Below are 22,958 nucleotides of genomic sequence, written 5' to 3'. Positions count from 1 at the left end.
ATGGCGGAACGGACGGCGTTCCGATACATTGATGCGATATGAAGAAGAAAGCCGCCCCCGCCAAACCGGCCGCTCAGAAAGCCCCGGCCTCCTCTCCCCGCAAGCCCGGCCTGCTGCGGAAGGCGGCGCGCGCCGGCGCTGTCCTGGTGGGAACCCGCGTCGCCGCCGAAACCGGCAAGAAGGGCGTGGTCGGCCTGATCGCGGGCATGGGCGCCAGGCGCCTCATCATGCGCTACCCCGTGGGCGCGATGGTCGTGACCGGCGCCTATCTGGCGGGCCGCCTCTATGAAGCCAAGCGCGAGATGGACCGCAAGCGCGCCATCAAGGCGCTGCCGGACCAGCGCGGCGAACCGATCCTGATCGACGAGGCCCGGTCCCGCCGCGTCAAGGGCTGAACCGCTTGCGGCGACCCGTGCCGGTTTCGGCGCGGCGCGACCGGGACGGACTTTTTTCCTTCATCCGCAGGCCATAGGGTTCCGCAGCGCAGCATGATGCGCCTTCCCGCGGAGAGCCCCTTCAGTGACCGATCCTCACGCCCCGGCGCAAAGCCTGCCCCTGCCCGCCGATGCCGCCCGGCCGAAGCGGGAAAGGCAGCTATGGATGGACCTGCTGCGCGGTCTGGCGATCCTGCTCGTCATCGCCTTCCATTCGGTGACTATCCTGGAGCGGCACAGCTATGCGGTCCCGCCATGGATGCGCGACTTCAACCAGTTGTTCGTGCTCTACCGGATGCCGACGCTGGTGTTCCTGTCCGGCCTGCTGCTGTCGGGATCGTTCGGCAAGGGGATCGTGCTCTACCTCCTGGGGAAGGGGCGGCGGATCTTCTGGCCGCTGCTCCTCTGGTCGCTCATCTATTCGGCGATCGTCGGGCCGCCGGTGGACGGCCCGGCCCAATTGCTCAAATATCTGTCCGGCCAGTCCTATCTCTGGTTCCTGACCTTCATCCTCTTCTACTATCTCGCCGCCATCCCGCTCCGCCGCCTTCCGCCCCTGCTGGTCGCCGCCGCCGCCTTCGGCATCGCGATCCTCGCCCCGGACGGCAGCAAGAATGGCGAGCGGCTCTTCTACCTCATGGCCTTCTTCTTCCTGGGATCATGGGCGGGCGGCCATTGGGCGCTGTGGATGCGCATCGTGCGGTCCCGAGCGGCGCTGCTGGGGTGGATCGTCATCGCCTTGTCTTCGGCGGCGGCGGTCCTGTGGCAGTTGCGCTACGGCCCGCTCTATGCCGTGCCCGCGCTCTGCTTCATCGTCGCGGTCAGCGCCACCGCCTGCCGTATCGAAAGCGCGCGCGGCTGCGCGCCGTTGATCTTCATGGGCCAGAATTCGCTGATCTTCTACGTCTCCCATTTCCCGGCCATCTACCTCGTCATGGGCCTGTGCCGCGCCCTGGGCGTGGAGGCGGCGGAGGCGGCGACCCTCATCGCCTTTCCGCTGGCCCTGCTGGCCGGGCTGCTGCTGGCCCTCGCCGCGCGGGCGAGCCGGATCGTGGACCTGCTCTTCGTCGCCCCCGCCCCGCCGCAGCGCGTGGTGGGCGCGTTGCAGGCGGTCGAGAAGCGGCTGGCCTTCGTCTAAAGGGCCGACTGCCACGCTTTCACCGCCTCGACCGGCCATGCCAGCATCAGCACGTTGAGCGTCAGATTGTCCCGGATCACCCACAGCGCCAGCAGCTCGAACCCGATCCCGACCGCTATCGTCACCCACACCGGCGCCCGCGCCGCGAAGGCGAAGCCCAGCGCCATCATGCCGACATCGCTCATCGAATTGAGGATGCTGTCGCCCGAATAGCCCAGCGCGATGGTCGCGGTGCGATACCGGTCGATGATGATCGGCGAGTTCTCCAATATCTCCCACAGCGATTCGACCGCCACCGCCGCCGCCAGCCGCATCCCCACCGGCTGCCGCCGCATCAGCGCCCATGCCGCCCCATAGAAGAGGAAACCGTGGATGATGTGGCTGAGGCTGTACCAGTCGGAGAGATGCTGGCTGTTGCCGCTGTCGATCGCGCCATGCCACAATTCCACCGTGCCGCAATCGCAGATCGGGGGCCGTCCCATCAGGAACAGCAGCGCGCCGGCCGCCAGCACGATCAGCCCCGCCAGCATATAGCCCCGGCGATTCCGGCTCCTCCTGCGTCTCGACACCCGGTCTTTCCCCCTCTTGCCCTCTTGCAAATCGCCGCTTCCGGCGGCACTAGCGGCCATGGCCGACGACATTCCGACCGAAACGCCCGATTTCAAGCGCCGTGGCGTTCTTTTCGTCCTCTCATCGCCTTCGGGCGCGGGCAAGTCCACCATCGCGCGCAAATTGCTGGCGGCCGAGCCCGACCTTGCGATGTCGGTGTCCGCCACCACCCGCCCGATGCGGCCCGGCGAAGTGGATGGCAAGGATTATCATTTCGTCGACCTGGAGGAATTTCGCCGGATGACGGCGGATCAGGAATTCCTCGAATGGGCGCATGTCTTCGGCCAGCGCTACGGCACGCCCCGCGCGCCTGTCGAAGCGATGCTCAAGAGTGGGCGCGACGTATTGTTCGACATCGACTGGCAGGGCGCGCAGCAATTGCACCAGATCGCGGGCGGCGACGTGGTGCGCGTCTTCATCCTGCCCCCCTCCATGGCGGAGCTGGAGCGCCGCCTGCGCGGCCGCGCCACCGACAGCGAGGAAGTGATCGCGGGCCGCATGGCGCGCGCGGCGGGAGAGATCGCCCACTGGGACGGCTATGATTATGTGCTCTGCAATGTCGATGCGGAGGAATGTTTCGCGCGGGTGCAGACCATCCTCCACGCCGAACGCATGAAGCGCAGCCGCCAGACCGGCCTCATCGGCTTCATCCGCCGCCTGAGCCGCTATCATCAGGAAGATTGAGCGGGGCTAAACCCCAAATCCCGCCGGGTCGGCCCAGTCGGGATGCACCCATGCCATCGCCTTGAACAACGTCCCCATGGCGTCGGGCGAGGTCAGCCGCAAGCGGGCTGCTTCCACCTCATCGGCGCGCTCCGGGCTGGTCTGCGCCAGTTGCGCGGCGCGGGCGTCGATGCCCAGTTCTCCCAGGAACACGCCCTGCCCCACCGGCCCCAGCACCCGCAGGCCCGCCTGCCGCGCCATATTTCCTATCATGGTGAAATCGACATGGGTGGTAAGGTCCACCTCGCCCGGATCGGCGAAGGGATCGGCAAACCGATGATCGCGCACCGCCTGCAAGGTGTCGCCGATGGCCGGCCCCTCATAGCCATAGTCGACAATGATCGCCGCGCCCCCCTGCTTCGCGATGCGGTGGGCAAGCGCATAGGCGGCCTCCGCCCCGGCCAGCGGCGTTTCGACGATATGCCCGTCATCCGCGCTCGCGGCAATGGCGGGCAGGCCCGACTCGATGCGCCGATACCCCACGGCCGGAACGAAGCGGATGCCGTCCTCCCCCCGGCTTGCCAGCACCACCCGCTCGCGCCATTCGCCGTTGACGCGAATGCATTGGCGCACCGGCAGGGCGTCGAAAAACTCGTTGGCGACCACCAGCAGCGGCCCGGCTTCCGGCAAAGCCTCGATCCGGTCATGATGGACGACATGGGGCAGCAGCGCCCTCTGCCGTTCGCGCAGCACCGGGCTCGTCTCCACGAAATGCAGGCGCGGCGCGAAAGCGGCCCGCTCCATCGCGCGTAGGGCGTCGGCGGCCAGCGTCCCGCGCCCCGGCCCCAATTCCGCATAGAAAGCTTCCGGCCGCCTGCCCGACCGCATCCACACATCCGCGAGGCACAGCCCGATCAGTTCCCCGAACATCTGACTGATTTCCGGCGCGGTGGTGAAGTCGCCCTCCATCCCCAGCGGGTCGCGGGTGGCGTAATAATGCTGGTTCGCCTCGCCCATGAAATGCGCGACGGAGATCGGCCCGCCCGCCTCGATCTGCCGGGCGAGCCTTTCGCTCAGGGGCAGGTCGTCAACTGACACTCGCGCTGCCCGCTATGGGCTCCACGCGCACGCGGCGGCCCTTGGCGGTGACGATCAGGTAGAGGCCGCCCAGGATCATCGGGACGCACAGCCACTGGCCCATATGGAGGCCCGTGCGCGCCGCGAATTCCATGAGCTGCGCGTCCGCCTCGCGAAAGAATTCCACGCTGAACCGGAACAGGCCGTAGAAGAAGAGGAACAGCCCCACCAGCATCCCCGGCTTGTAGCGCGCTTTCGTCTTCCAGAAGGCGAAGGCGAGGATGGCGAACAGCACCACGCCTTCCAGCAGCGCCTCGTAAAGCTGGCTCGGATGGCGGGGGAAGGGGCCGCCGGTCGGGAAGATCATCGCCCAGGGCACGTCGGTTTCCTTGCCCCACAACTCCCCGTTCACGAAATTGGCGAGCCGCCCGAAGAACAGGCCGAAGGGGACGCAGCAGGCGACGTAATCGTGCACCCGCAGCCAGCTCAGCCCCTCCTTGCGCGCCAGATAGAGGATGCCGAGCGACACGCCGACCACCCCGCCATGGAAGGACATGCCGCCGTTCCACAGCTTCAATATGTCGAGCGGATGGCGCAGGATTTCCGGCTGGTAGAAGACCACATAGGCCAGCCGCCCGCCGATGATGATGCCCAGCGTCGCATAGAAGATCATGTCGTCCGCATGGCGCCGCGCCATCGGCGACCCCGGCTGCGCCACCAGCTTGAGCAGATACCAGTAGCCGATCAGGATGCCCGCCAGATAGGCGAGGCTATACCATTTCAGCGTGAAGAAACCCAGGTCGAGCGCCACGGGGCTGAGCCCCAGATCGTCGAAACGGAGGGCATGGGCGGCGGCAGCGGCAAGGTCGAGGATCAAGATGCGGTTCCCCTTGGGAAATATGCCGCTGCCATAGAGCAAGCGCCGCCCAGGGCCAAGGGGGTAGGGACGGTTGGTTCCACGATGATGCGTGAAGAGGCGGCGGTGACGGCTTTCGGGCAGTTGTTGCCGTTCCTTCACCCCGTTCGGGCTGAGCTTGCCGAAGGGCCCTCCACTGAACGGAGCGAAGTGGCCTCCCTACGGTCGGCCGTGCCCTTCGACTTCGCTCAGGGCGAACGGAGTTAGGAAAGCAAACCGTCCGCTAACCACCCAACTCCGCCTCATGGGGAAGCCGCTCGTCCACAACCAGCGGCCTCCCCCAAAGCCTCAGAACGACGCGGTGACCGACCCCACGACCCCGGCCTTGCTGATATTCCGCCCGCCCGGCGAATAGGCGTCCTTGTTCGTGTCGACATAGCTGACGCCGAAGGTCAGGTGATCCCATGTATAGGTCGCGCCGACGCTCCAGTCGGTATATTCCTTGCCGCTGCCGATGATGAGGTAGCTCGGACCCCAGCTATGGCCCAGATGCGCCGACACGCCCAGCGGCGTGTTGGGGATGCTGGCCGACAGGTCGCCCGCGACGTAGAGATTATCCTCCTTGTGGATGCCGTCCAGCGTCAGCGCCTTGGTCTTGGGCGCATAGTTGACGGTCAGCTTCGCGGTGGCGGGACCGAAAGTGCCCTTCACCGACGCATAAGGCTCGACGAAATCCGTGTTCGCGCCATGCGAGCCGGGATAATAATAATAGAGCACGCCCAGGTCGAAGGTCGCCGCGCCCACCGTCTTGGAGAAGCCCGCGATCAGGTCGATTTCCTGGTCGCTGCCATTGGCGACATAATCGTCGATGGAGGAACCCCAGGTCGACACATAGAAGCCCGAAGAGTGGGTGAGCGTGATGCCGCCCTGAACGGCGAACCGCTTGTCGGTCTGGGACACGCCGCGGAAACGATAGTCGGTGACGACGGCGGCTGTGCCGGAAACGGTCAGTTCCGGCGTGGGTTCGTCCTGGGCGAAAGCGGGAGCGGAAAGCGCGGCAAGAGCAACGGCCAGAAGGCCGGGAATGGACTGACGCATGATAAAACCCCTTGATGGTTATGCGATCGTCCCACCTGCGTGGAGACCCCTGCCTCTTTGTCCCGCCAAGGGGATGGGCCGGGTGCCTCGACCCCGAAGGAATGCGCTTCCCTGTTGCGCCGCACAAGGATTTATTGCTGCATCATGTCATTTGCGGACGAAATGTTGCTGCCCTGCAACAATGACGGGATCAGGGCGCGGGCGGGAGCGCATCCTCGCGCACCGCATGGATGACGCGCTGCGGATAGGGGATGGTGACGCCATGGTCGCGGAACAGCCGCCACAGCCGGTTGAGAACGTCCGACCGCACATTGCCGACACCCTCTTCCGGGTCGCTGATCCACACCAATATCTCATGCTCGACGCGGTTCTCGCCGAAGGCGGTGAGGCGCACGGTGGGGCTGGGCATGTCGAGCACGCGGTCGCTTTCCTGCGCGGCCTGCAACATCAGCTTCTGCGCCAGCGGCAGGTCGCTGTCGAAACCTACGCCCACGGCGATGCGGACGCGGACATTGCGGTCGGAATAGGACCAGTTCTCCACCTCCTGCGTCATGAGGTTCTCGTTCGGGATCAGATGTTCCTTGCCGTCGCGGGTGATGACGCTGACGGCGCGCACGCCGATCTTGTTCACCCATCCGAAACTGTCGCCCACCACGATCACGTCGCCCGGCTTGATGGAGCGGTCCATCAGCAGGATGATCCCGGCGATCAGATTGCCGAAGGTCTTTTGCAGGCCGAAACCGACCGCCAGCCCCAGCGCGCCGGAAAAGACGGCAAAGGCGGTAAGGTCGATCCCCAGCAGGTCGACGCCGATGAAGAAGGCGGCGACCACCACCGCGATGGCGGCCAGCTTCTGCGCCAGCAGCTTCTGCGTCGCGTCGAAGCCGTCCGCGCGCGAAATGCTGCCCCCGATCAGCCGGTTGGCCAGCCGCACCATGGCGAACAGCGCCACGCAGATCGCCGCCATGGTGATGAGGCCCAGCAGCGTCACCCGCCGCTTGCCCAGGTCGATGCCGATCGCGTCCAGCATCGTCCCCACCGGCGTCAGCCCGCCATTGGTGCCCGACACGGTGGTGAGGAACAGCAGCAGCGCCAGCGGCGCGACCGCCCACACCGGGATCGCCAGCGCCCGCAGGCAATGCGCCGCCAGCAGCGCGACCGACAGGCCCAGCGCGATCCCCAGCACCAGATGCGGCGTCGTATCGACCGGCCAGAGCGCCGTCGTGAAGCCGATGAACAGCGCCGACAGCGCATAGCGCAGCATGGCGCGCAGCCGCCCCGCCAGCGCCTCGCTCAATATCGCCGCCTTCTCCCGCAATCGCGGCGCGATGACGCGCGCCGCCGCCGTCGCCGCCAGATGCAGCAGCAGCGCGATGCCCAGCGCGATCAGCGGCTGGACGATTTCCGCATTGCCCGGCACCAACGCCAGCAGGGAGGAGAAATCCGGGATCACCCCCGCGCCGCCCGGAACCGGGCGAGGCCCGCGTCGAGGTCGGCGATCAGGTCGGCCGGGTCCTCCAGCCCGATATGCAGGCGCACCAGCGGCCCCTCCGCCTCCCACCTCGTCGCGCTGCGATAGCGCGCCGGATCGACCGGCAGGGCCAGGCTCTCGAACCCGCCCCAGCTATAGCCGATGCCGAAATGCCTAAGGCCGTCGATCAGCGCCGCCCGCGCCGCCTCGTCCCCGCCTTTCAGCACGAAACCGAACAGCCCGGAAGAACCGGCGAAATCCCGCGCCCATAATGCATGCCCCGGACAATCGGGCAGGGCCGGATGCAGCACCCGCGCCACATCAGGCTGCTCCTTCAGCCAGCGGGCCACCGCCAGCGCCCCTTCCTGATGCTGCCGCAACCGCACCCCCAGCGTCCGCAGCCCCCGCGAAGCCAGCCATGCGTCATCCGGACTGGTCATCTGCCCGAACAGATAGGCCATCTGCCGCACCTTCGGAAACCACGCATCATTGGCCGTGACGGACCCGATCATCACGTCGCTATGCCCGACGATATATTTGGTGCAGGCCAGGATCGATATATCGACCCCATGTCCCAGCGCCGGGAAGAAAAGCGGCGTCGCCCATGTGTTGTCGATCAGCGTGACGACGCCCCTCTCCTTCGCCGCCGCGACGATGGCGGGCACGTCCTGCACCTCGAAGGTCAAACTGCCGGGGCTTTCCAGGAAGATGGCGCGGGTCCGTTCCGTCAGCAGGTCCGCGATGCCCGCGCCGATCAGCGGATCATAATAGACCGTCTCCACCCCGAAGGGCTTCAGCACCTGCTCGCAAAAGGCGCGCGTCGGATCATAGGCGCTGTCCACCATCAGCAGCCGGTCACCGGGCCGCAGCACCGCCATCAACGCGCAGGAAAGCGCCGCCACGCCCGACGGAAAGAGCATCGTCCCTTCCGCGCCCGGCTCCATCTCCGTCAGCGCGTCGGCGAGGGACCAGGCGGTCGGCGTCCCCTTGCGCCCGTAGAACAACCGCTCATGCGTGCTCGACCCGGCGGCGCGGCGCAGATGCGCCACATCGTCATACAGGATAGTGGAGGCGCGCCACACCGGCGGGCTGACGATGCCGCCCGGCTGCCCCGGCATCCCGGTCCATTCCGCCTTGCGCCCCGCCTGCGCCAGCCTGGTCAGCGGCTTGCGGTCGTCCTCCGTCCCGCTCATGCCACGCCCGTCGCCTTGGGCGTGGCGGGATCGAGCCCCCATTCGGACCAGCTTCCGTCATAGAGCGTCACGTCCCTCTTCCCCAGCAGTTCCAGCCCCGCCAGCAGGATCGCCGCCGTCACCCCGCTGCCGCAGGTTGTGACGGCCGGGCGGCTCATGTCCAGCCCCGCCCGATCGAACAGCCGGCGCAACTCATCCCCCGTCTTCATGCTGTTGTCGGCGTTGAACAGGGCGGAGGAGGGCAGGTTGCGCGACCCCGGAATATGGCCCGAAGCCATGCCGGGGCGCGGCTCCTTCTCCTCGCCGGTGAAGCGCGCCGCCCCGCGCGCGTCGATCACTTGCTCGGCGCGGCTCTGCACATTGGCGATCAGTTCGTCCATCGTCCGCACCTGCCCCGCCGCGCGCCGCGCCACGGCGTTGCCCGGCGCAGGCGTCACCGCGCCGCTTTCGACCGGACGGCCCTCCGCCACCCATTTGGGCAGGCCCCCGTCCAGGATCGCCGCGCCCCGGCCCACGCCATAGAGCCGCATCATCCACCACCCCCGCGCCGCGCTGTGCGTCGGGCTGTTGTCATAGACGATGATGCGGCTGTCCGCGTCGATGCCCAGCGCCCGGCATCTTTCCTCCATGAAGGCGTCGGTCGGCAACATGCCGGGCCGGGGATCGTCGGGATCGGCCAGCGTCGGCAGGTCGAGGAAGGCCGCGCCCGGAATATGCGCCTGCTCGAACTCCGCGCGGGGATCGCGGGGCGCGCCGGGCAGGAACAGGCTGGCGTCGACGATCCGAAGGTCGTCCTTGCCCAGTTCCCCGGCCAGCCAGTCGGTCGAAACCAATATGTCCATGCGTCACCCCATCCATCTGCCGCGTCCGACCTTAAGCGGGGCGGGCGGCGCTGCAAAGGGGGCTGTCAGTTTCGCCCGAACTGTCCCGCCACCCGCGCGCCGGGCCGTTTATACTGGCGCGGCCCCAGGTCGAGGCGGAAGGGCGCGAGCCGCTCGGCGGGCGGGTCCTGTTCCTGTCCGATGATGAACGCCCCGCCGGTGCGCCCCGTGCCCGCCGGATCGGCGCTGTCCTCGCCCCAGCGATACTGCGCATCGAACGCCGCGAGCGGGATCAGCAGCAGCAGCTCGCCCATCGGCACCGGCGCGAACTGGTCCGCCGTCATCCGCAATTCGCCGGTCAGATGCTGGCTTTCCCCCGGCGCGATCGCAACCGTCGAATGGAGCGGCAAACCGGTCTGCCCGCCCACGAACTGCTGGAGCAGCGCATGCTGATCCCCGCCCGCATTGCCGAGCAGCCCGCGCACCAGCACGTCCTGCGCCGCCCGCTCGCCCCGGTTGGTGAGCGTCAGCGCATAACCGACCGTCAGTCCCATCAGCGAATTGCGCGCGCCGGTGATTTCCAGCGACAGGTCGATCCGCGCGCGCGCCGCCACGGCATCGGGCGCCGGAGCGGGCGCCGGAGCGGGCGCGGGAGCGGGCGGTGGAACAGGCAGCGGCGGAGCGGCGACCGGCCGGGGCGCGGGCGGCGGCGGCGTCTCCGCGACCGGAAATGCATCCGCGACCGGCTCGACCGGGGCGGGGGCAAAATCGTCCTCCGCCTCGTCCGCATCCCGCCTGCGCCGCAGGAAGAAGAAAGCGATCCCCGCCAGCAGCGCAAAACCCCCGGCGATCCACGGCCATGGCGGGCGTCCGGCCGAAGCCTCCGCCACCGGGGCCGGTTCGGCGGGCGCGCTCGCGGCGTTGTCGGCCTCGTTCCGCGGAACGGCCTCATTCCGCGGCGCGGGCGCGGGCGTCGCGGCCGGAGGATGAGTCTCCTCCGCCCCGTTCCCGCGCGCCTCCGGCTCGCCTTGTTCAGGCGCAGCCGTTTCCGCCTGCCGCCGCTCGCTCCGCTCGGTGGCCGGGGCCGTCTGTTCGGTCCGCGTCTCGGCCGGCGGCGTTTCCCGGCGCGGCGCGGGGGTCCGGGTCGCGGGCGTCGGCGTGGCGGTCGGCGGAGCGGTGGGCGTCACCACCGGCGGCAGCGCCACGGGAGGCGGCGGCGTGATCGTGGGCGTCACCGGATCGCGGAAAACGTCCAGCTCCGGCCCCTGCCGGTTGTCGGGCGCGCGCTGGCTGTTGCCGCGCGGCAGGTTGATGACCGGGCCGCCATTATCCTGCTGCTGGGCGAAGGCAGGCGACGCCAGCAGCAGCAGCGGCAGCATGGAAAGGATCAAGCGATAAGGCCCCATGGGGGCAGCCAAGGCAACGCCGCACCTGAACGGCAGATGAACGGATCGACCCCATGACTTTATGCGTGCGATCGCGTAGATGGGCCGCCATGACCGACATGCCCCCCCCGATCCACCTCGGCCAGACCAGCGCGCTGCCGCAGCGCCCGGAAGAGGCCGTCCTCGACTATGTTCCCAATCCCCGTCCGGGAAAGCCCTATCTGGTGCGCTTCACCGCGCCGGAATTCACCTCGCTCTGCCCGGTGACGGGCCAGCCCGACTTCGCCCATCTGGTGATCGACTATGCGCCCGCCGCGACCATCGTCGAATCGAAGTCGCTGAAGCTCTTCCTCGGCGCCTTCCGCAACCATGCCGCCTTCCATGAGGATTGCACCGTCGGCATCGGCGAGCGGCTCTTCACCGAGATGGAGCCGCTCTGGCTCCGCATCGGCGGCTACTGGTATCCGCGCGGCGGCATCCCCATCGACGTGTTCTGGCAGTCGGGTGATCCGCCCGCCGGGCTATGGCTCCCCCCGCAGGACGTGCCGGGCTATCGCGGCCGGGGCTGAACCTGTGCCCTCAGGGGTAAAGCATCCCTTCATGCCAATGATCCCCATGCCGCGTGAACAGGCGGCGCTCATGCAGCCGATGCTCCCGGTCCTGCCAGAACTCGATCCGCTGCGGCTTCACGCGAAAGCCCGACCAGTGCGGCGGACGCGGCACCGGCCCGCCCTCGAACCGCAGCCGCGCCTCCTCATAGCGGGCCATGAACGTTTCCCGCGATTCCAGCGGCTGCGACTGATCCGAAGCCCAGGCCCCCAACTGGCTGTCCCGGCTGCGCGTCGCGAAATAGGCGTCGGCGGTGGCGTCGTCGACGCGCCCCACCGGCCCTTCGATCCGGATCTGCCGCCGCAGCGACTTCCAGTGGAACAGCAGCGCCGCATGGGGATTGTCCAGCAGCTCCCCCGCCTTGCGCCCTTCGAAATTGGTGTAGAAGATGAAGCCGTCCGGCCCATGGCCTTTCAGCAGCACCATCCGCACCGAAGGCCGCCCGCGTTCGTCGGCGGTGGCCAGCGCCATGGCGTTGCTGTCATTGATCTCGCTCTGGCGGGCCTCGCCATACCAGTCGTCGAACAGGGCAAAGGGGTCTGTCATGCCGCCGACCTTATGAAGAAGCGCGTCCGCTGTCGATACGGGCCAACCGCAACTTGAACGCGGCGGCGCTTTTCTCCACATAGAGGGGCACATTCCCTTTTCACGATCCAAAGACAAAGGCAGCACGACGTAAATGGCCGATCCCTATTCCACATTGGGCGTCGCACGGGGCGCGAGCGAGGCGGAGATCAAGTCCGCCTATCGCAAGCTCGCCAAGGAACTGCATCCCGACCGGAACAAGGACAATCCCAAGGCGGCGGAGAAATTCTCCACCGTCACCAGCGCCTATGACCTGCTGTCCGACAAGGACAAGCGCGCCCGTTTCGACCGGGGGGAGATCGACGCGGACGGCAATCCGACCGCGCCCTTCGGCTTCGGCGGCGGCGCGGGCGGCGGACAGGCCGGCGGCTTCGAATTCAACGGCGGCGGCGCGGATTTCGGCGACATCTTCGAAGGATTGTTCGGCGGCGCCGGCGGCGGACGGCGCGCGGGCGGTGGAGGCGGCGGTTTCGGCTTCGGCCGCAACGCGCCCCCGCAAAAGGGCGCGAACGTCGCCTATCGCCTCGCCGTGTCCTTCGTCGACGCGGCGACGCTCGCCCCGCAGCGCATCACGCTCCAGGACGGCAAGACCATCGACCTCAAACTGTCGCCCGGCGTGGAGACGGGCACGCAGATGCGCCTTTCCGGCAAGGGCCAGCCCGGTCCCGGCGGCGCGGGCGACGCCATCGTCACCATCGACGTGAAGCCGCATCCCTTCTTCAAGCGGGACGGCGACCATGTGCTGCTCGACCTGCCCATCACCCTCGACGAGGCGGTGAAGGGCGGCAAGGTCAAGGTGCCGACCGTCGACGGCCCGGTGATGCTGGGCGTGCCCGCCGGTTCCAGTTCCGGCAAGACGCTGCGCCTGCGCGGCAAGGGCTTCACGGCCAAGGGCGGCAAGCGCGGCGACCAGCTCGTCACGCTCCAGATCGACCTGCCCGCCGACGATCCGGCGCTCAAGGCTTTCATCGAGAACTGGCAGGACAGTCGCGCCGTCCGCTCCCATCTGGGCGTCTGAGACAAGACCCTCCCTCCTCCCCTCCAAGGGGAGGGGGACCGCCGCGCAGCGGTGGTGGAGGGGTAACGGCCCTCTCGATGGGGAGATCACCCCTCCGTCTGATCTTTCGGCCCACCTCCCCTTAAAGGGGAGGATGGAAAACCGTCCCGATGCCCATGGCGCTTCAATCCAGCGGAAACAGTCTCTAAGAGGGACCGATGCCGCAGCCTTCCCCCCTTTCCCCTGAATCGCGCCGCCATGTCGCGCGTCAGGCGCGCAGCCGCCTCAACCGCCATATCGATCGCGTCCGCCCCGGCAGCCACGCCTTCGAAGTCATGAAGCGCGTCGCCGTCGGCACCTATAGCGACGGCTTCATCCATGCCGGGAACCTCGCCTATCTCTCGCTGGTGGCGCTCTTCCCCTTCTTCATCGTGGCCGCGGCGGTGGCCAGCATCTTTGGCCGCTCGCAGGACGGGCTGGCGGCGGTGGGCGCCTTCCTCGACAATCTGCCGCGCGGCGTCTCGGACGTGATCCGCCAGCCCATCGCCGACGTGCTCGCCGCCCGCACCGGCCCGCTGCTCTGGCTCGGCGCGCTGGTGGGCCTGTGGACCGTGGGCAGCCTCATCGAAACCATCCGCGACATATTGCGCCGCGCCTATGGCACGAAAAGCACGAAATCCTTCCTGCATTACCGCATGACCGCCATCGGCATCACGCTGGCGAGCGTGCTGGCGGTGATGTTCTCCTTCTCGCTTCAGGTCGCGGTGACGGCCATCGACCAGCTCATCCACCGCCTCTTCCCCTTCGCCGACGAAGCCATCCGCATCCTCACCCTCACCAAGCTGGTGCCCAGCGCCATCCTCTTCATTTCACTCTGGTCGCTTTACTGGTCGCTGACCCCCAGCCTCTACAAGGACGCGCGCTTCCCCAAATGGCCCGGCGCGGCGGCGACGACGCTCTGGTGGTATGCGGTGACGCTGCTGCTGCCGCCCACGCTCGGGCTGCTCGGCAGCTACGACCGCACCTATGGCAGTCTGGCGGGCGTGATGATTACCCTCATTTTTTTCTTCCTCGTCGGGCTTGGCGTGGTAATTGGCGCGGAACTCAACGCGGCGCTCGCCGAATTTCCGGATGAGGAAGAGGCGCCCGACGGCAAAGGGAACGGGACATAAGAATGAACGGGTTGATGGCAGGAAAGCGCGGCCTCATCATGGGCCTTGCGAACGACAAGTCGCTGGCCTGGGGCATTTCGAAAGCCCTGCGCGCACAAGGAGCGGAACTGGCTTTCTCCTATCAGGGCGAGGCGCTGGCCAAGCGCGTGAGGCCGCTGGCCGAGGAACTTGGGTCGGATTTCCTGATCGAATGCGACGTGTCCGACATGGACAAGCTGGACGCTGCCTTCGCCGAACTGAAGGCGCGCTGGGACAGGCTGGATTTCGTCGTCCACGCCATCGGCTTTTCGGACAAGAACGAGCTGCGCGGCCTGTATGTCGACACCAGCCTCGAAAATTTCCTGATGACGATGAACATCTCCGCCTACAGCTTCGTCGCCGTGGCCAGGCGGGCCCGCGAACTGATGGCCGAAGGCGGCAGTCTGCTGACATTGAGCTATTATGGCGCGGAAAAGGTGATCCCGCACTATAACGTCATGGGCGTCGCCAAGGCGGCGCTGGAAACCAGCGTCAAATATCTGGCGATGGACCTGGGACCGGAAAATATCCGCGTCAACGCCATCTCCGCCGGCCCGATCAAGACCCTGGCGGCCAGCGGCATCGGCGATTTCCGCTACATCATGAAGTGGAACGAGCTGAACTCCCCCCTCCGCCGCAACGTCACGATCGAGGATGTGGGCGGCGCGGGCCTCTACCTCCTCTCCGACCTCGCCTCGGGCGTGACCGGCGAAATCCACCATGTCGACGCGGGCTATAATGTCATCGGCATGAAGGCCGAAGACGCGCCCGACATCGCCCTCGAAAAGTGACCGGCGGGACGCGGCCGGACAGGAACGGACAATGAGCTTCAACACATTCGGCCGCGTTTTCCGCTTCACCACCTGGGGGGAAAGCCACGGGCCCGCCATCGGCGCGGTGGTGGACGGCTGCCCGCCCGGCCTGCCGCTCAGCGAAGCGGACATCCAGCCCTTCCTCGACAAGCGCAGGCCCGGCACGTCGAAATTCACCACCCAGCGCCGCGAACCGGATGAGGTGCGCATCCTCTCCGGCCTGTTCGAGGGAAAGACCACCGGCACGCCGATCAGCCTGATGATCGAAAACACCGATCAGCGGTCGAAGGATTATTCGCAAGTCGCCCAATCCTACCGCCCCGGCCATGCCGACTATGCCTATGACGCCAAATATGGCTTGCGCGACTATCGCGGCGGCGGGCGTTCCTCCGCGCGTGAAACCGCGAGCCGCGTGGCGGCGGGCGCGGTGGCGCGGCTCGTCATCCCCGATGTCGACATCTTCGCCTGGGTGAGCGAGATCGGCGGCGACGCCATCGACCCCGCCCGCTTCGACGCGGCAGAAATCGACAACAATCCCTTCTTCTGTCCCGATCCCGAAGCCGCGAAGCGCTGGGAAAAGCTGGTCGACGAAGCCCGGCTCGACGGCTCCTCGCTCGGCGCGGTGGTCGAATGCGTGGCGGCGGGCGTCCCGGCCGGCTGGGGCGCGCCGCTCTATGCCAAGCTCGACAGCGAGCTCGCCGCCGCGATGATGAGCATCAATGCGGTCAAGGGCGTGGAGATCGGCGACGGTTTCGACGCGGCGCGCCTGCGCGGCGAGCAGAATGCCGACCCGATGCGCCCCGGCGCGGATGGCCCGCAATTCCTCGCCAACCATGCGGGCGGCATCGCGGGCGGCATTTCCACCGGCCAGCCGGTCAGGCTGCGCGTCGCCTTCAAGCCGACCAGTTCCATCCTGATCCCGGTCGAAACCGTGACCCGCGAAGGCGCCGCGTCCGACATCGTGACCAAGGGCCGCCACGACCCCTGCGTCGGCATCCGGGGCGTCCCGGTGGTGGAGGCGATGATGGCGCTGGTGCTGGCCGACCAGTATCTGCTCGACCGTGCCCAGTGCGGGGCACGCTGAAACCCCTTTTCCAGCGGCGAACGGCGCGATTTAGCCGATAAAGCCGCACATAAGGCAAGACGACTCGCGCAATCTGCGTTACACTTCCCTTACGGATCGCCCGCGGGAGGGCGAGCGGCAGAGCGTAAGCATGGGGAAGGTCTCCGCATTGCGCGGGCATGACGATAAAACGTCCCCTCAAGCCGCGAACCACGGGCCAGCCATGCAACCATGGCTGGCCCATTTCGTTTTCACCCCCTAAAGACCGCGAAGCGACGCGACCGCGCGAGCAACAGGGGACTGGCCTTCATATGCACATGGTGACGGCGCTTTTGGGCGTCTATCGCGCGGAGATCGGCCTCGTCATCCTCGCCTGCATGTTCGTCGCGTTCCTGCGGGAACGCTATCCCGCCAGCGTCGTCGCGGTGCTGGGGGCCTGCGCCTATGCGGTGCTGGGCCTGCTCGACGAAAAAAGCCTCTTCTCCGTCTTCGCCAATCCCGCGCCGCTGACGGTGGCGGCGATGCTGGTGCTGTCGGGCGCGCTGATCCGCACCGGCACGATCAACCGCGTAGCCGACATCATCATGACCCGCGCGAAGCAGCATCCCCGGCTCGCCCTGGCCGAAGTGACGGCGGGCACCATCGTCATTTCCTGCTTCCTCAACAACACGCCGGTGGTGGTCCTCCTGATCCCCATCGTCTTCAAGCTGGCGCAGGCGACCGCCATCCCGGTCAAGAAGCTGCTCATCCCCATGAACGCCGTCGCGGTGATGAGCGGCTGCATCACGCTGATCGGCACGTCCACCAACCTGATCGTCGCGGGCATCGCGACGGAACAGGGCATGGACCCGATCGGCATCTTCACCATCACCCCCTATGGCATAGCGGGCACGCTGGCGGGGATCGTGACGCTGGCCTGCCTGTCCTTCCTCCTGCCCAGCGACGAACCCGCCATCGGCGGCGAGGACGGCGGCACGGTGCAGGAATATCTGACCGAACTGGTGGTCCCGCACGAAAGCGACCTGATCGGGCGGGAGATCGGATCGCTCAGCCTGTTCGGCCGTTCCATCGTCCTGCTCGGCCTCAAGCGCACCGGGGAGATCCGGCGCGCCGATCTGGACGAGGAAGAGTTGAAGGCGGGCGACCGCCTGATCGTCCGCGCGGACGGCACCGCGATCATGACCCTGCGCGAATCGGGCCGCTTCGAACTGGGCATCGCGGCCGATTCCGAAACCTCCTCGCACGAAGGCACGGTGATCGAGGCGATGGTCGCGCCCAGCCACCCGGCGACCGGCGACCGGCTGATGGACATTCCCTTCCTCCATGCGTTGCGCGTCCGCATCATCGGGATGCACCGCGCCCGCCATCTGCCCGGCCCCGATCTGACGGATGCCCGCATCCGGGGCGCGGACCGCCTGTTGATCGCGGGCAGCGACGACGCGGTCCGGTCCCTGCGCAACCATCCGCACCTGATGGGCGTGGACATCAGCCGCACCCGCGCCTTCCGCCGCAACAAGGCGTGGATCGCGATCCTCGCCATGGCCGCCGCGGTGATCCTCGCCGCGCTCGACGTCATCAGCATCGGCCTGGCCGCCTTTCTGGGCGTGGGCGTCATCCTCGTCACCCGCTGCATCGACGCGGAGGAGGCATGGAGCGCCATCGACGGCGACGTGCTGGTGCTGATCTTCGCGATGCTGGCCGTGGGCCTCGCGCTCGAACAGGCGGGCAGCGTCGCGCTGATGGTCGGGTGGATCACCCCGCTGCTGCAAGTCGCGCCCACCTGGTCGCTGGTGTTCGTCATCTATTTCTTCGCGCTGCTGCTCTCCGAACTGCTCAGCAACAATGCGGTGGCGGCGCTGATGACGCCGATCACCATCGCGCTGGCCCGGCAACTGGGCGTCGATCCGCTGCCGCTGGTGATCGCGCTGATGATCGGCGCGTCGGCCTGTTTCGCGACGCCCATCGGCTATCAGACCAATGCGCTGGTCTATGCCGCGGGCGACTATCGCTTCGCCGATTTCGTCCGCATCGGCGTGCCGCTCAACATCACCGTGGGGTTGGCGGTGTGCACCACGCTGGTGCTGCTGAACTGAGCACGGCCAATCTCCGCCGGTCGGCCCTGTCCCGCCGCGCCGCGCTCGGGCAAGGCCGTGGGCAAGGAGAACGCCCATGACCACCCTGCCCTTCGTTCAGGTCGACGCCTTTGCCGACGCGCCCTTCACCGGCAATCCCGCCGCCGTGCTGCCGCTCGGCCAATGGCTGCCCGACGACGTGCTTCAGGGGATCGCGGCGGAAAACAACCTGTCCGAAACCGCCTTCACCGTGCCGACGCCCGACGATCCGGACGCCGATTACGCCCTGCGCTGGTTCACCCCAACGGTCGAGGTGAAGCTTTGCGGCCACGCGACGCTGGCGAGCGGCCATGTGCTGATGGAACGCGGCGCCGTCCGCTTCCGCACCCGCCATGCCGGGGTCCTCACCGTCACGCGCGCGGCGGAGGGCTATGCCCTTTCGCTTCCGGCCTGGACCATGGAGCCGCGCCCGCTCCCGGATCTGGCGGCGGGCCTTGGCGGCGCGCCGGCCGAAAGCCACTGGCGCGACGGCGGCTACAGTCTTTTCCTCTTTCCCGACGCCGCCGCCGTGCGGGCGCTCTCCCCCGATTTCGCGCAATTGAAGACGCTGGGCGACATCATGCTGATCGCCACCGCTCCCGGCGAGGACAGCGATATCGTCAGCCGCGTCTTCGTGCCCGGCGGCGGCGTGGATGAAGACCCCGTGACCGGATCGGCGCATGGCCTTCTCACCCCCTTCTGGGCGAAGCGTCTGGGCCGGAACCGCATCACGGCCTTCCAGGCGTCGGCACGCGGCGGGCGCATCGGCTGCGCGCTGGAAGGCGACCGGGTGACGCTCACCGGCGCGTGCCGCACGGTGATCGAGGGCCGCTATTTCCTCTAGCCTCTAACCCGGAAACGCCCCCATCAACCGCGCCAGCCCGGCCTTCAGCGCCTCGCGCTGTTCCTTGCGCGGGGACATGCCGATCCGCACCACCGTCAGCTTCTGCCCCGGCGACACGAGCACATATTGCCCGTTATGCCCGACGCAGCCGAACAGGCTTTGCGGCGCCATCCCCGGCATCAGGGCGCTTTCCTCGCTCGCCCGGTTCAGCCACAGATGCGCGCCATAGGCCGGGTTGCGCGGCGAGGGCGTGCGCATGAAGTCGATCCATTTCTCCGGCACGATCTGGTGCCCGTTGGGCGAGCGCCCCCGCTGGCGCAGCAGCTCCCCGAAGCGCGCATAATCCCGCGCCGTCATATGCAGGAAGCTGCCCCCCGCCATCGTCCCCGCCGCATCATATTCGACGGTCAGGCTGTCCAGCCGCGCGGGGGCCTTCAGCCGGCCGTCGATGAACATCTGCATCGCCCGCCGCCGCGCGTCGGGATCGTGGCTGTTGGTCAATTGCCGCGCCATCAGTTCCGACAGGATCATGGTGCTGCCCGTGCTGTAGGAGAAAACCGAACCCGGCGCATGGGCCAGCGGCTTCGCCTCGGCATAGGCGGCCATGTCCCGCGCCCCGTCGGTGAACAGCATCCGCGCCGTGTCGCCGCGCTCGACCGGCTTCATCTCCTCCACATGGTCGAGTCCCGCCGTCATGGTCAGCAATTGCCGCAGCGTGATCCGCCCGCGCGGGTCGCCCGGCTGACTCCACGCATCGACCGGCACCGGCGAATCGAGGCCCAGCCGCCCGTCCGACACCATGAGGCCCACCAGCACCGCCGTCACGCTCTTGGCGATGGACCAGCTCAGCAGCTTCGTCTCCGGCCCGAAGCCGGGCGCATAGCGTTCCGCCACGATCCGCCCCCGGTGCATCACCACCAGCGCCCGCGTCTCGCCCATCGCCGCATCCTCGAACAGCGGATCGACGGCGGCGCGGACCGCGCTTTCGCTCACATCGCCATCGCTGGCGACGCGATAGACCGGCGCGTCCTCATTCTGCGCATGCACGGCCCAGGCCCCCGCCGCGCCCGCCAGCAACAAAAAGGCCACCCCCGCGCCAAGGCGCTTTACGCTGATCCCACAGAGCTTCATAAGCCGCGCATAGAGCCTTTTCCCGCGCGGTGAAAATGCTCTGATTTTTTTTGCGCATTTTCCGAATCGCCACCCGCGACGGGTCGGCCGGCAAATGCCCTGCATCGGCTGTCGGGAAAGGGGAGCATGTCCACACGCCGCAAATGGTTTTACGGACTGACCGCGCTGCTGGTGGTGCTGCTCGCCCTGCTGGCGTGGCACTGGCGCTCGCTCCACGCCCGCGCGGCGCTCGGCGCGGCCTATGGCGCGCGCATCGCCTGTTCCTGCCGCTATGTCGAAGGACGCCCCCTCCAGGCCTGCCAGACCGACAAGGAACCGGGCATGGGCATCGTCAGCCTGACCGACCGCCCCGAAGCGCGCGCCGTCAGCGCCAGCGTCCCCCTCATCGCCACCCGCACCGCCCGCTACCGCCCCGGCTGGGGCTGCCTGCTCGACCGGCCTTGAACGGGCCGCTGTCCTTGCCTCCCTGCCTGCGCAGGGGCGTCGGCGCACCGAAAAATGCCGCATTCCCTCCTTGCCTGCGCGCCCCCGCCCGCTAAGGCAGTCCCCATGCGTCCCGACATCCCCGCGCTGCTGCACGACATATTCGGCTTCCCCGGCTTTCGCGGCGTGCAGGACCAGGTGGTCGGCCGTATCATGGAGGGGCAGGCGACGCTCGCCATCATGCCGACCGGCGCGGGCAAGTCGCTCTGCTACCAATTGCCTTCCGTCGCGCTGGAGGGTTGTTGCGTCGTCATCTCGCCGCTCATCGCCCTGATGCACGACCAGCTTCGCGCCGCGCAGGCCGTCGGCATCCGCGCCGCCAGCCTCACCAGCGTCGACACCGACTGGCGCGAGACGCAGGACCGCCTGCGGGGCGGCGATCTCGACCTCCTCTACGTCGCCCCGGAGCGCGCCACGGGCGAAGGCTTCCGCAGCCTCCTGCGCTCCGCGAACGTCGCCCTCTTCGCCATAGACGAGGCGCATTGCGTCTCCGAATGGGGCCACGACTTCCGCCCCGACTATCGCCTGCTCCGCCCCCTGCTCGACGAATTTCCCCAGGTTCCCCGCCTCGCCCTCACCGCCACGGCCGACGCCCACACCCGCGAGGACATCCTCGTCCAGCTCGGCATCCCGCGCGAAGGCATGATCATCGCGGGATTCGACCGCCCCAATATCCGCTACGCCGTCCACCCCCGCGACGGCCTGCCGCGTCAGCTGGCCGATCTCGTCGCCGCCAATCCCGGCCCGGGCATCGTCTACGCCCCCACCCGCGCCGCGACCGAGAAACTGGCCGAAAGCCTCTCCCGCGCCGGCCGGCCGGTCAGCATCTACCATGCCGGCCTCGACCCCAGGGTCCGCGCCGCCAACCAGGCCGCCTTCATCGCCAGCGAGGACATGGTGATGATCGCCACCATCGCCTTCGGCATGGGCATCGACAAGCCGGACGTGCGCTTCGTCGCCCATGCGGGCCTGCCCAAGTCGATCGAGGGCTATTATCAGGAATCGGGCCGCGCGGGCCGCGACGGCGAACCGGCGCAGGCGCATCTCTACTGGGGCGCGGAGGATTTCGCCCGCGCCCGCCAGCGCATCGCCGAACTCGACCCCGCCCGCCAGCAGGGCGAGCGCGCCCGCATCGCGGCGCTGGGCGCGCTGGTCGAAACCGGCACCTGCCGCCGCGCCATCCTGCTCCGCCATTTCGGGGAAGACCCGCCCGCCACCTGCGGCAATTGCGACAATTGCCTGGCTCCGCCCGCCAGCCTCGACGCGACGCAGACGGCGCGGAAATTCCTCTCCGCCGTCTACCGCACCGGCCAGAGCTTCGGCGCGGGCCACATCGAATCGGTCCTGACCGGCGCGGTCACCGACAAGATCCGCGAGCGCGGCCATGACAAAATCTCCGTCTACGGCATCGTCGACGGAGAGGAAACCGCGCTCCTCCGCCCCGTCTCCCGCGCGCTGCTCGTCCGCGACGCGCTCGAAACCACCGAGCATGGCGGCCTGATGCTCGGCCCCCACGCCCGCCCGATCCTGCGCGGCGAGGAGGAAGTCCGCATCGTCCTCCCGCCCCGCCGCGAGCGCCGCAAGCGGGGCGCCCGCACCGGCAGCGAAGCCAACCCCGTCGGCGATCCGCTGTTCGAGGCCCTGCGCGCCTGCCGCCGCGAACTGGCGCAGGAGGCGGGGGTGCCGCCCTATGTCATCTTCCACGATTCCACCCTGCGCGAGATGGCGGAGCAGCGCCCCACGACCCTCGCCGAACTCGGGCACATCAGCGGCATCGGCCAGCGCAAGCTAGACGCTTGGGGCGACGCCTTCCTCGCCGCGATCCGGCCCTTCGCTTGATCCTTCCCCCTTGAATCCCGCCCGTCCAGAGCGCAAGGAGGGCCGCAGAAGGAGACGCCCATGTTCCGCCAGCTTACCCCTCACATCCTCGTGTCGCCGCAGATCAGCGTGGCGGACGTCGAACAGGCCAAGGCGCAGGGCATCACCGTCATCATCAACAACCGCCCCGATGACGAGGAACCGGGTCAGGTGAACGGCCCCGAAATCGAAGCCGCCGCGACCGCCGCCGGCATCGCCTATGCCGCCGTCCCCGTCGCCCATGGCGGCTTTGCCCCATGGCAGCTCGACGGCATGGCCGCCGCCCTCGCGCAGGCAAGGGAGGGTAAGGTGCTCGCCTATTGCCGCTCCGGCACGCGCAGCACGCTCCTTTGGGCGCTCACCCGCGCGCGCGCCGGGGACCATCCCGCTGCGCTGACCGAACAGGCCGCCAATGCAGGCTATGACGTGACGCCGGTGCGCCAGATCATGGACGCCCTCGCCGCAGGCTGACCGACCGATTTCCCACGATCGCGACCTTTACGACCTGATCGTCCTCGGCGCAGGCGGCGC

23 protein-coding genes are annotated in these 22,958 nt (G+C 68.0%); 13 read left to right on the top strand and 10 right to left on the bottom strand.

The features are described 5' to 3' along the window. Window positions 1-38 precede the first annotated feature (38 nt). Together SCLO_RS16955 and SCLO_RS16950 are read left to right on the top strand one after the other, a co-directional pair. Window positions 39-395 (top strand): hypothetical protein, encoded by a 357-nt coding sequence (locus SCLO_RS16955; RefSeq protein WP_066518212.1) that lies wholly within the window; start codon window positions 39-41, stop codon window positions 393-395. A gap of 124 nt (window positions 396-519) precedes the next feature. Continuing rightward, the gene (locus tag SCLO_RS16950; RefSeq protein ID WP_066518210.1) at window positions 520-1,572 is read left to right on the top strand and encodes an acyltransferase family protein; all 1,053 of its coding nucleotides are present in this window, start codon (window positions 520-522) and stop codon (window positions 1,570-1,572) included. Here SCLO_RS16950 and SCLO_RS16945 read toward each other — a convergent pair. After that, entirely contained in the window at window positions 1,569-2,102 is a 534-nt protein-coding gene (locus tag SCLO_RS16945) for a DUF2585 domain-containing protein (protein WP_231923423.1), read from the bottom strand. The two genes, SCLO_RS16950 and SCLO_RS16945, sit on opposite strands and share 4 nt — an antisense overlap. Window positions 2,103-2,199: 97 nt before the next feature. On the opposite strand from SCLO_RS16945, the gene gmk reads away from it, so the two are divergent. Beyond that, window positions 2,200-2,865 carry a guanylate kinase gene (gmk, locus tag SCLO_RS16940; RefSeq protein WP_066518205.1) on the top strand — a complete coding sequence of 222 codons (666 nt, stop codon included), beginning with the start codon at window positions 2,200-2,202 and terminating at the stop codon, window positions 2,863-2,865. A 6-nt stretch (window positions 2,866-2,871) separates the two neighbouring features. Here gmk and SCLO_RS16935 read toward each other — a convergent pair whose 3' ends face one another. The 7 genes from SCLO_RS16935 to SCLO_RS23465 form a co-directional block, all read right to left on the bottom strand. After that, window positions 2,872-3,942, bottom strand: coding sequence for a class I SAM-dependent methyltransferase (locus SCLO_RS16935; RefSeq protein ID WP_066518199.1), 1,071 nt, complete (start codon window positions 3,940-3,942; stop codon window positions 2,872-2,874). Further along, window positions 3,932-4,798, bottom strand: a complete 867-nt coding sequence (gene lgt, locus SCLO_RS16930) for a prolipoprotein diacylglyceryl transferase (protein ID WP_066518246.1) — start codon at window positions 4,796-4,798, stop codon at window positions 3,932-3,934. Before lgt ends, SCLO_RS16935 begins: the two co-directional genes overlap by 11 nt. A 327-nt stretch (window positions 4,799-5,125) precedes the next feature. Further along, the gene (locus SCLO_RS16925) at window positions 5,126-5,875 is read right to left on the bottom strand and encodes a TorF family putative porin (RefSeq protein WP_066518197.1); all 750 of its coding nucleotides are present in this window, start codon (window positions 5,873-5,875) and stop codon (window positions 5,126-5,128) included. Window positions 5,876-6,065: 190 nt separating this feature from the next. Continuing rightward, window positions 6,066-7,328 (bottom strand): mechanosensitive ion channel family protein, encoded by a 1,263-nt coding sequence (locus SCLO_RS16920; protein WP_066518195.1) that lies wholly within the window; start codon window positions 7,326-7,328, stop codon window positions 6,066-6,068. Further along, the gene (metC, locus tag SCLO_RS16915; RefSeq protein ID WP_066518193.1) at window positions 7,325-8,581 is read right to left on the bottom strand and encodes a cystathionine beta-lyase; all 1,257 of its coding nucleotides are present in this window, start codon (window positions 8,579-8,581) and stop codon (window positions 7,325-7,327) included. Before metC ends, SCLO_RS16920 begins: the two co-directional genes overlap by 4 nt. Further along, the gene (sseA, locus tag SCLO_RS16910) at window positions 8,536-9,381 is read right to left on the bottom strand and encodes a 3-mercaptopyruvate sulfurtransferase (RefSeq protein WP_066518188.1); all 846 of its coding nucleotides are present in this window, start codon (window positions 9,379-9,381) and stop codon (window positions 8,536-8,538) included. Before sseA ends, metC begins: the two co-directional genes overlap by 46 nt. A gap of 65 nt (window positions 9,382-9,446) precedes the next feature. Beyond that, a complete protein-coding gene (locus SCLO_RS23465; protein ID WP_157080315.1) occupies window positions 9,447-10,751 on the bottom strand; it encodes a hypothetical protein in 1,305 nt (434 codons plus the stop codon). 104 nt (window positions 10,752-10,855) lie between these two features. On the opposite strand from SCLO_RS23465, the gene queF reads away from it, so the two are divergent. Further along, entirely contained in the window at window positions 10,856-11,314 is a 459-nt protein-coding gene (gene queF, locus SCLO_RS16900; RefSeq protein WP_066518182.1) for a preQ(1) synthase, read from the top strand. Between the two features lie 10 nt (window positions 11,315-11,324). Here the strand turns inward: queF and pdxH are convergent, their stop codons facing one another. Further along, window positions 11,325-11,900, bottom strand: coding sequence for a pyridoxamine 5'-phosphate oxidase (gene pdxH, locus SCLO_RS16895; RefSeq protein ID WP_066518179.1), 576 nt, complete (start codon window positions 11,898-11,900; stop codon window positions 11,325-11,327). Between the two features lie 133 nt (window positions 11,901-12,033). Between pdxH and SCLO_RS16890 the strand changes: the two genes are divergently transcribed. The 6 genes from SCLO_RS16890 to SCLO_RS16865 all read left to right on the top strand — a co-directional run bounded on the left by SCLO_RS16890 (window position 12,034) and on the right by SCLO_RS16865 (window position 18,956). Continuing rightward, entirely contained in the window at window positions 12,034-12,957 is a 924-nt protein-coding gene (locus tag SCLO_RS16890) for a DnaJ C-terminal domain-containing protein (RefSeq protein WP_066518177.1), read from the top strand. A 197-nt stretch (window positions 12,958-13,154) separates the two neighbouring features. Next, the gene (locus tag SCLO_RS16885; protein ID WP_066518174.1) at window positions 13,155-14,108 is read left to right on the top strand and encodes a YihY/virulence factor BrkB family protein; all 954 of its coding nucleotides are present in this window, start codon (window positions 13,155-13,157) and stop codon (window positions 14,106-14,108) included. 2 nt (window positions 14,109-14,110) lie between these two features. After that, entirely contained in the window at window positions 14,111-14,917 is an 807-nt protein-coding gene (fabI, locus tag SCLO_RS16880) for an enoyl-ACP reductase FabI (RefSeq protein ID WP_066518171.1), read from the top strand. A gap of 31 nt (window positions 14,918-14,948) precedes the next feature. Then, a complete protein-coding gene (gene aroC / locus SCLO_RS16875; RefSeq protein ID WP_066518169.1) occupies window positions 14,949-16,022 on the top strand; it encodes a chorismate synthase in 1,074 nt (357 codons plus the stop codon). A gap of 290 nt (window positions 16,023-16,312) precedes the next feature. After that, window positions 16,313-18,094 (top strand): SLC13 family permease, encoded by a 1,782-nt coding sequence (locus SCLO_RS16870; RefSeq protein ID WP_066518167.1) that lies wholly within the window; start codon window positions 16,313-16,315, stop codon window positions 18,092-18,094. Between the two features lie 76 nt (window positions 18,095-18,170). After that, window positions 18,171-18,956 carry a PhzF family phenazine biosynthesis protein gene (locus SCLO_RS16865; RefSeq protein ID WP_066518165.1) on the top strand — a complete coding sequence of 262 codons (786 nt, stop codon included), beginning with the start codon at window positions 18,171-18,173 and terminating at the stop codon, window positions 18,954-18,956. Between the two features lie 3 nt (window positions 18,957-18,959). Here SCLO_RS16865 and SCLO_RS16860 read toward each other — a convergent pair whose 3' ends face one another. Then, complete coding sequence (locus tag SCLO_RS16860; protein WP_066518162.1) at window positions 18,960-20,087, bottom strand: serine hydrolase domain-containing protein; 1,128 nt, start codon at window positions 20,085-20,087, stop codon at window positions 18,960-18,962. Window positions 20,088-20,213: 126 nt separating this feature from the next. Here SCLO_RS16860 and SCLO_RS16855 point away from each other — a divergent pair, with 126 nt between their 5' ends. The 3 genes from SCLO_RS16855 (at window position 20,214) to SCLO_RS16845 (ending at window position 22,898) form a co-directional block, all read left to right on the top strand. Beyond that, complete coding sequence (locus SCLO_RS16855; RefSeq protein ID WP_066518159.1) at window positions 20,214-20,531, top strand: hypothetical protein; 318 nt, start codon at window positions 20,214-20,216, stop codon at window positions 20,529-20,531. A 105-nt stretch (window positions 20,532-20,636) separates the two neighbouring features. Beyond that, window positions 20,637-22,409 (top strand): DNA helicase RecQ, encoded by a 1,773-nt coding sequence (gene recQ, locus SCLO_RS16850; protein ID WP_066518157.1) that lies wholly within the window; start codon window positions 20,637-20,639, stop codon window positions 22,407-22,409. Between the two features lie 60 nt (window positions 22,410-22,469). Next, entirely contained in the window at window positions 22,470-22,898 is a 429-nt protein-coding gene (locus SCLO_RS16845) for a TIGR01244 family sulfur transferase (protein WP_066518155.1), read from the top strand. The last annotated feature ends 60 nt before the right edge of the window (window positions 22,899-22,958 follow it).

Source organism: Sphingobium cloacae, assembly GCF_002355855.1.
Lineage (GTDB): Bacteria > Pseudomonadota > Alphaproteobacteria > Sphingomonadales > Sphingomonadaceae > Sphingobium > Sphingobium cloacae.
This window is presented reverse-complemented; position numbering and strand designations above follow the sequence as displayed.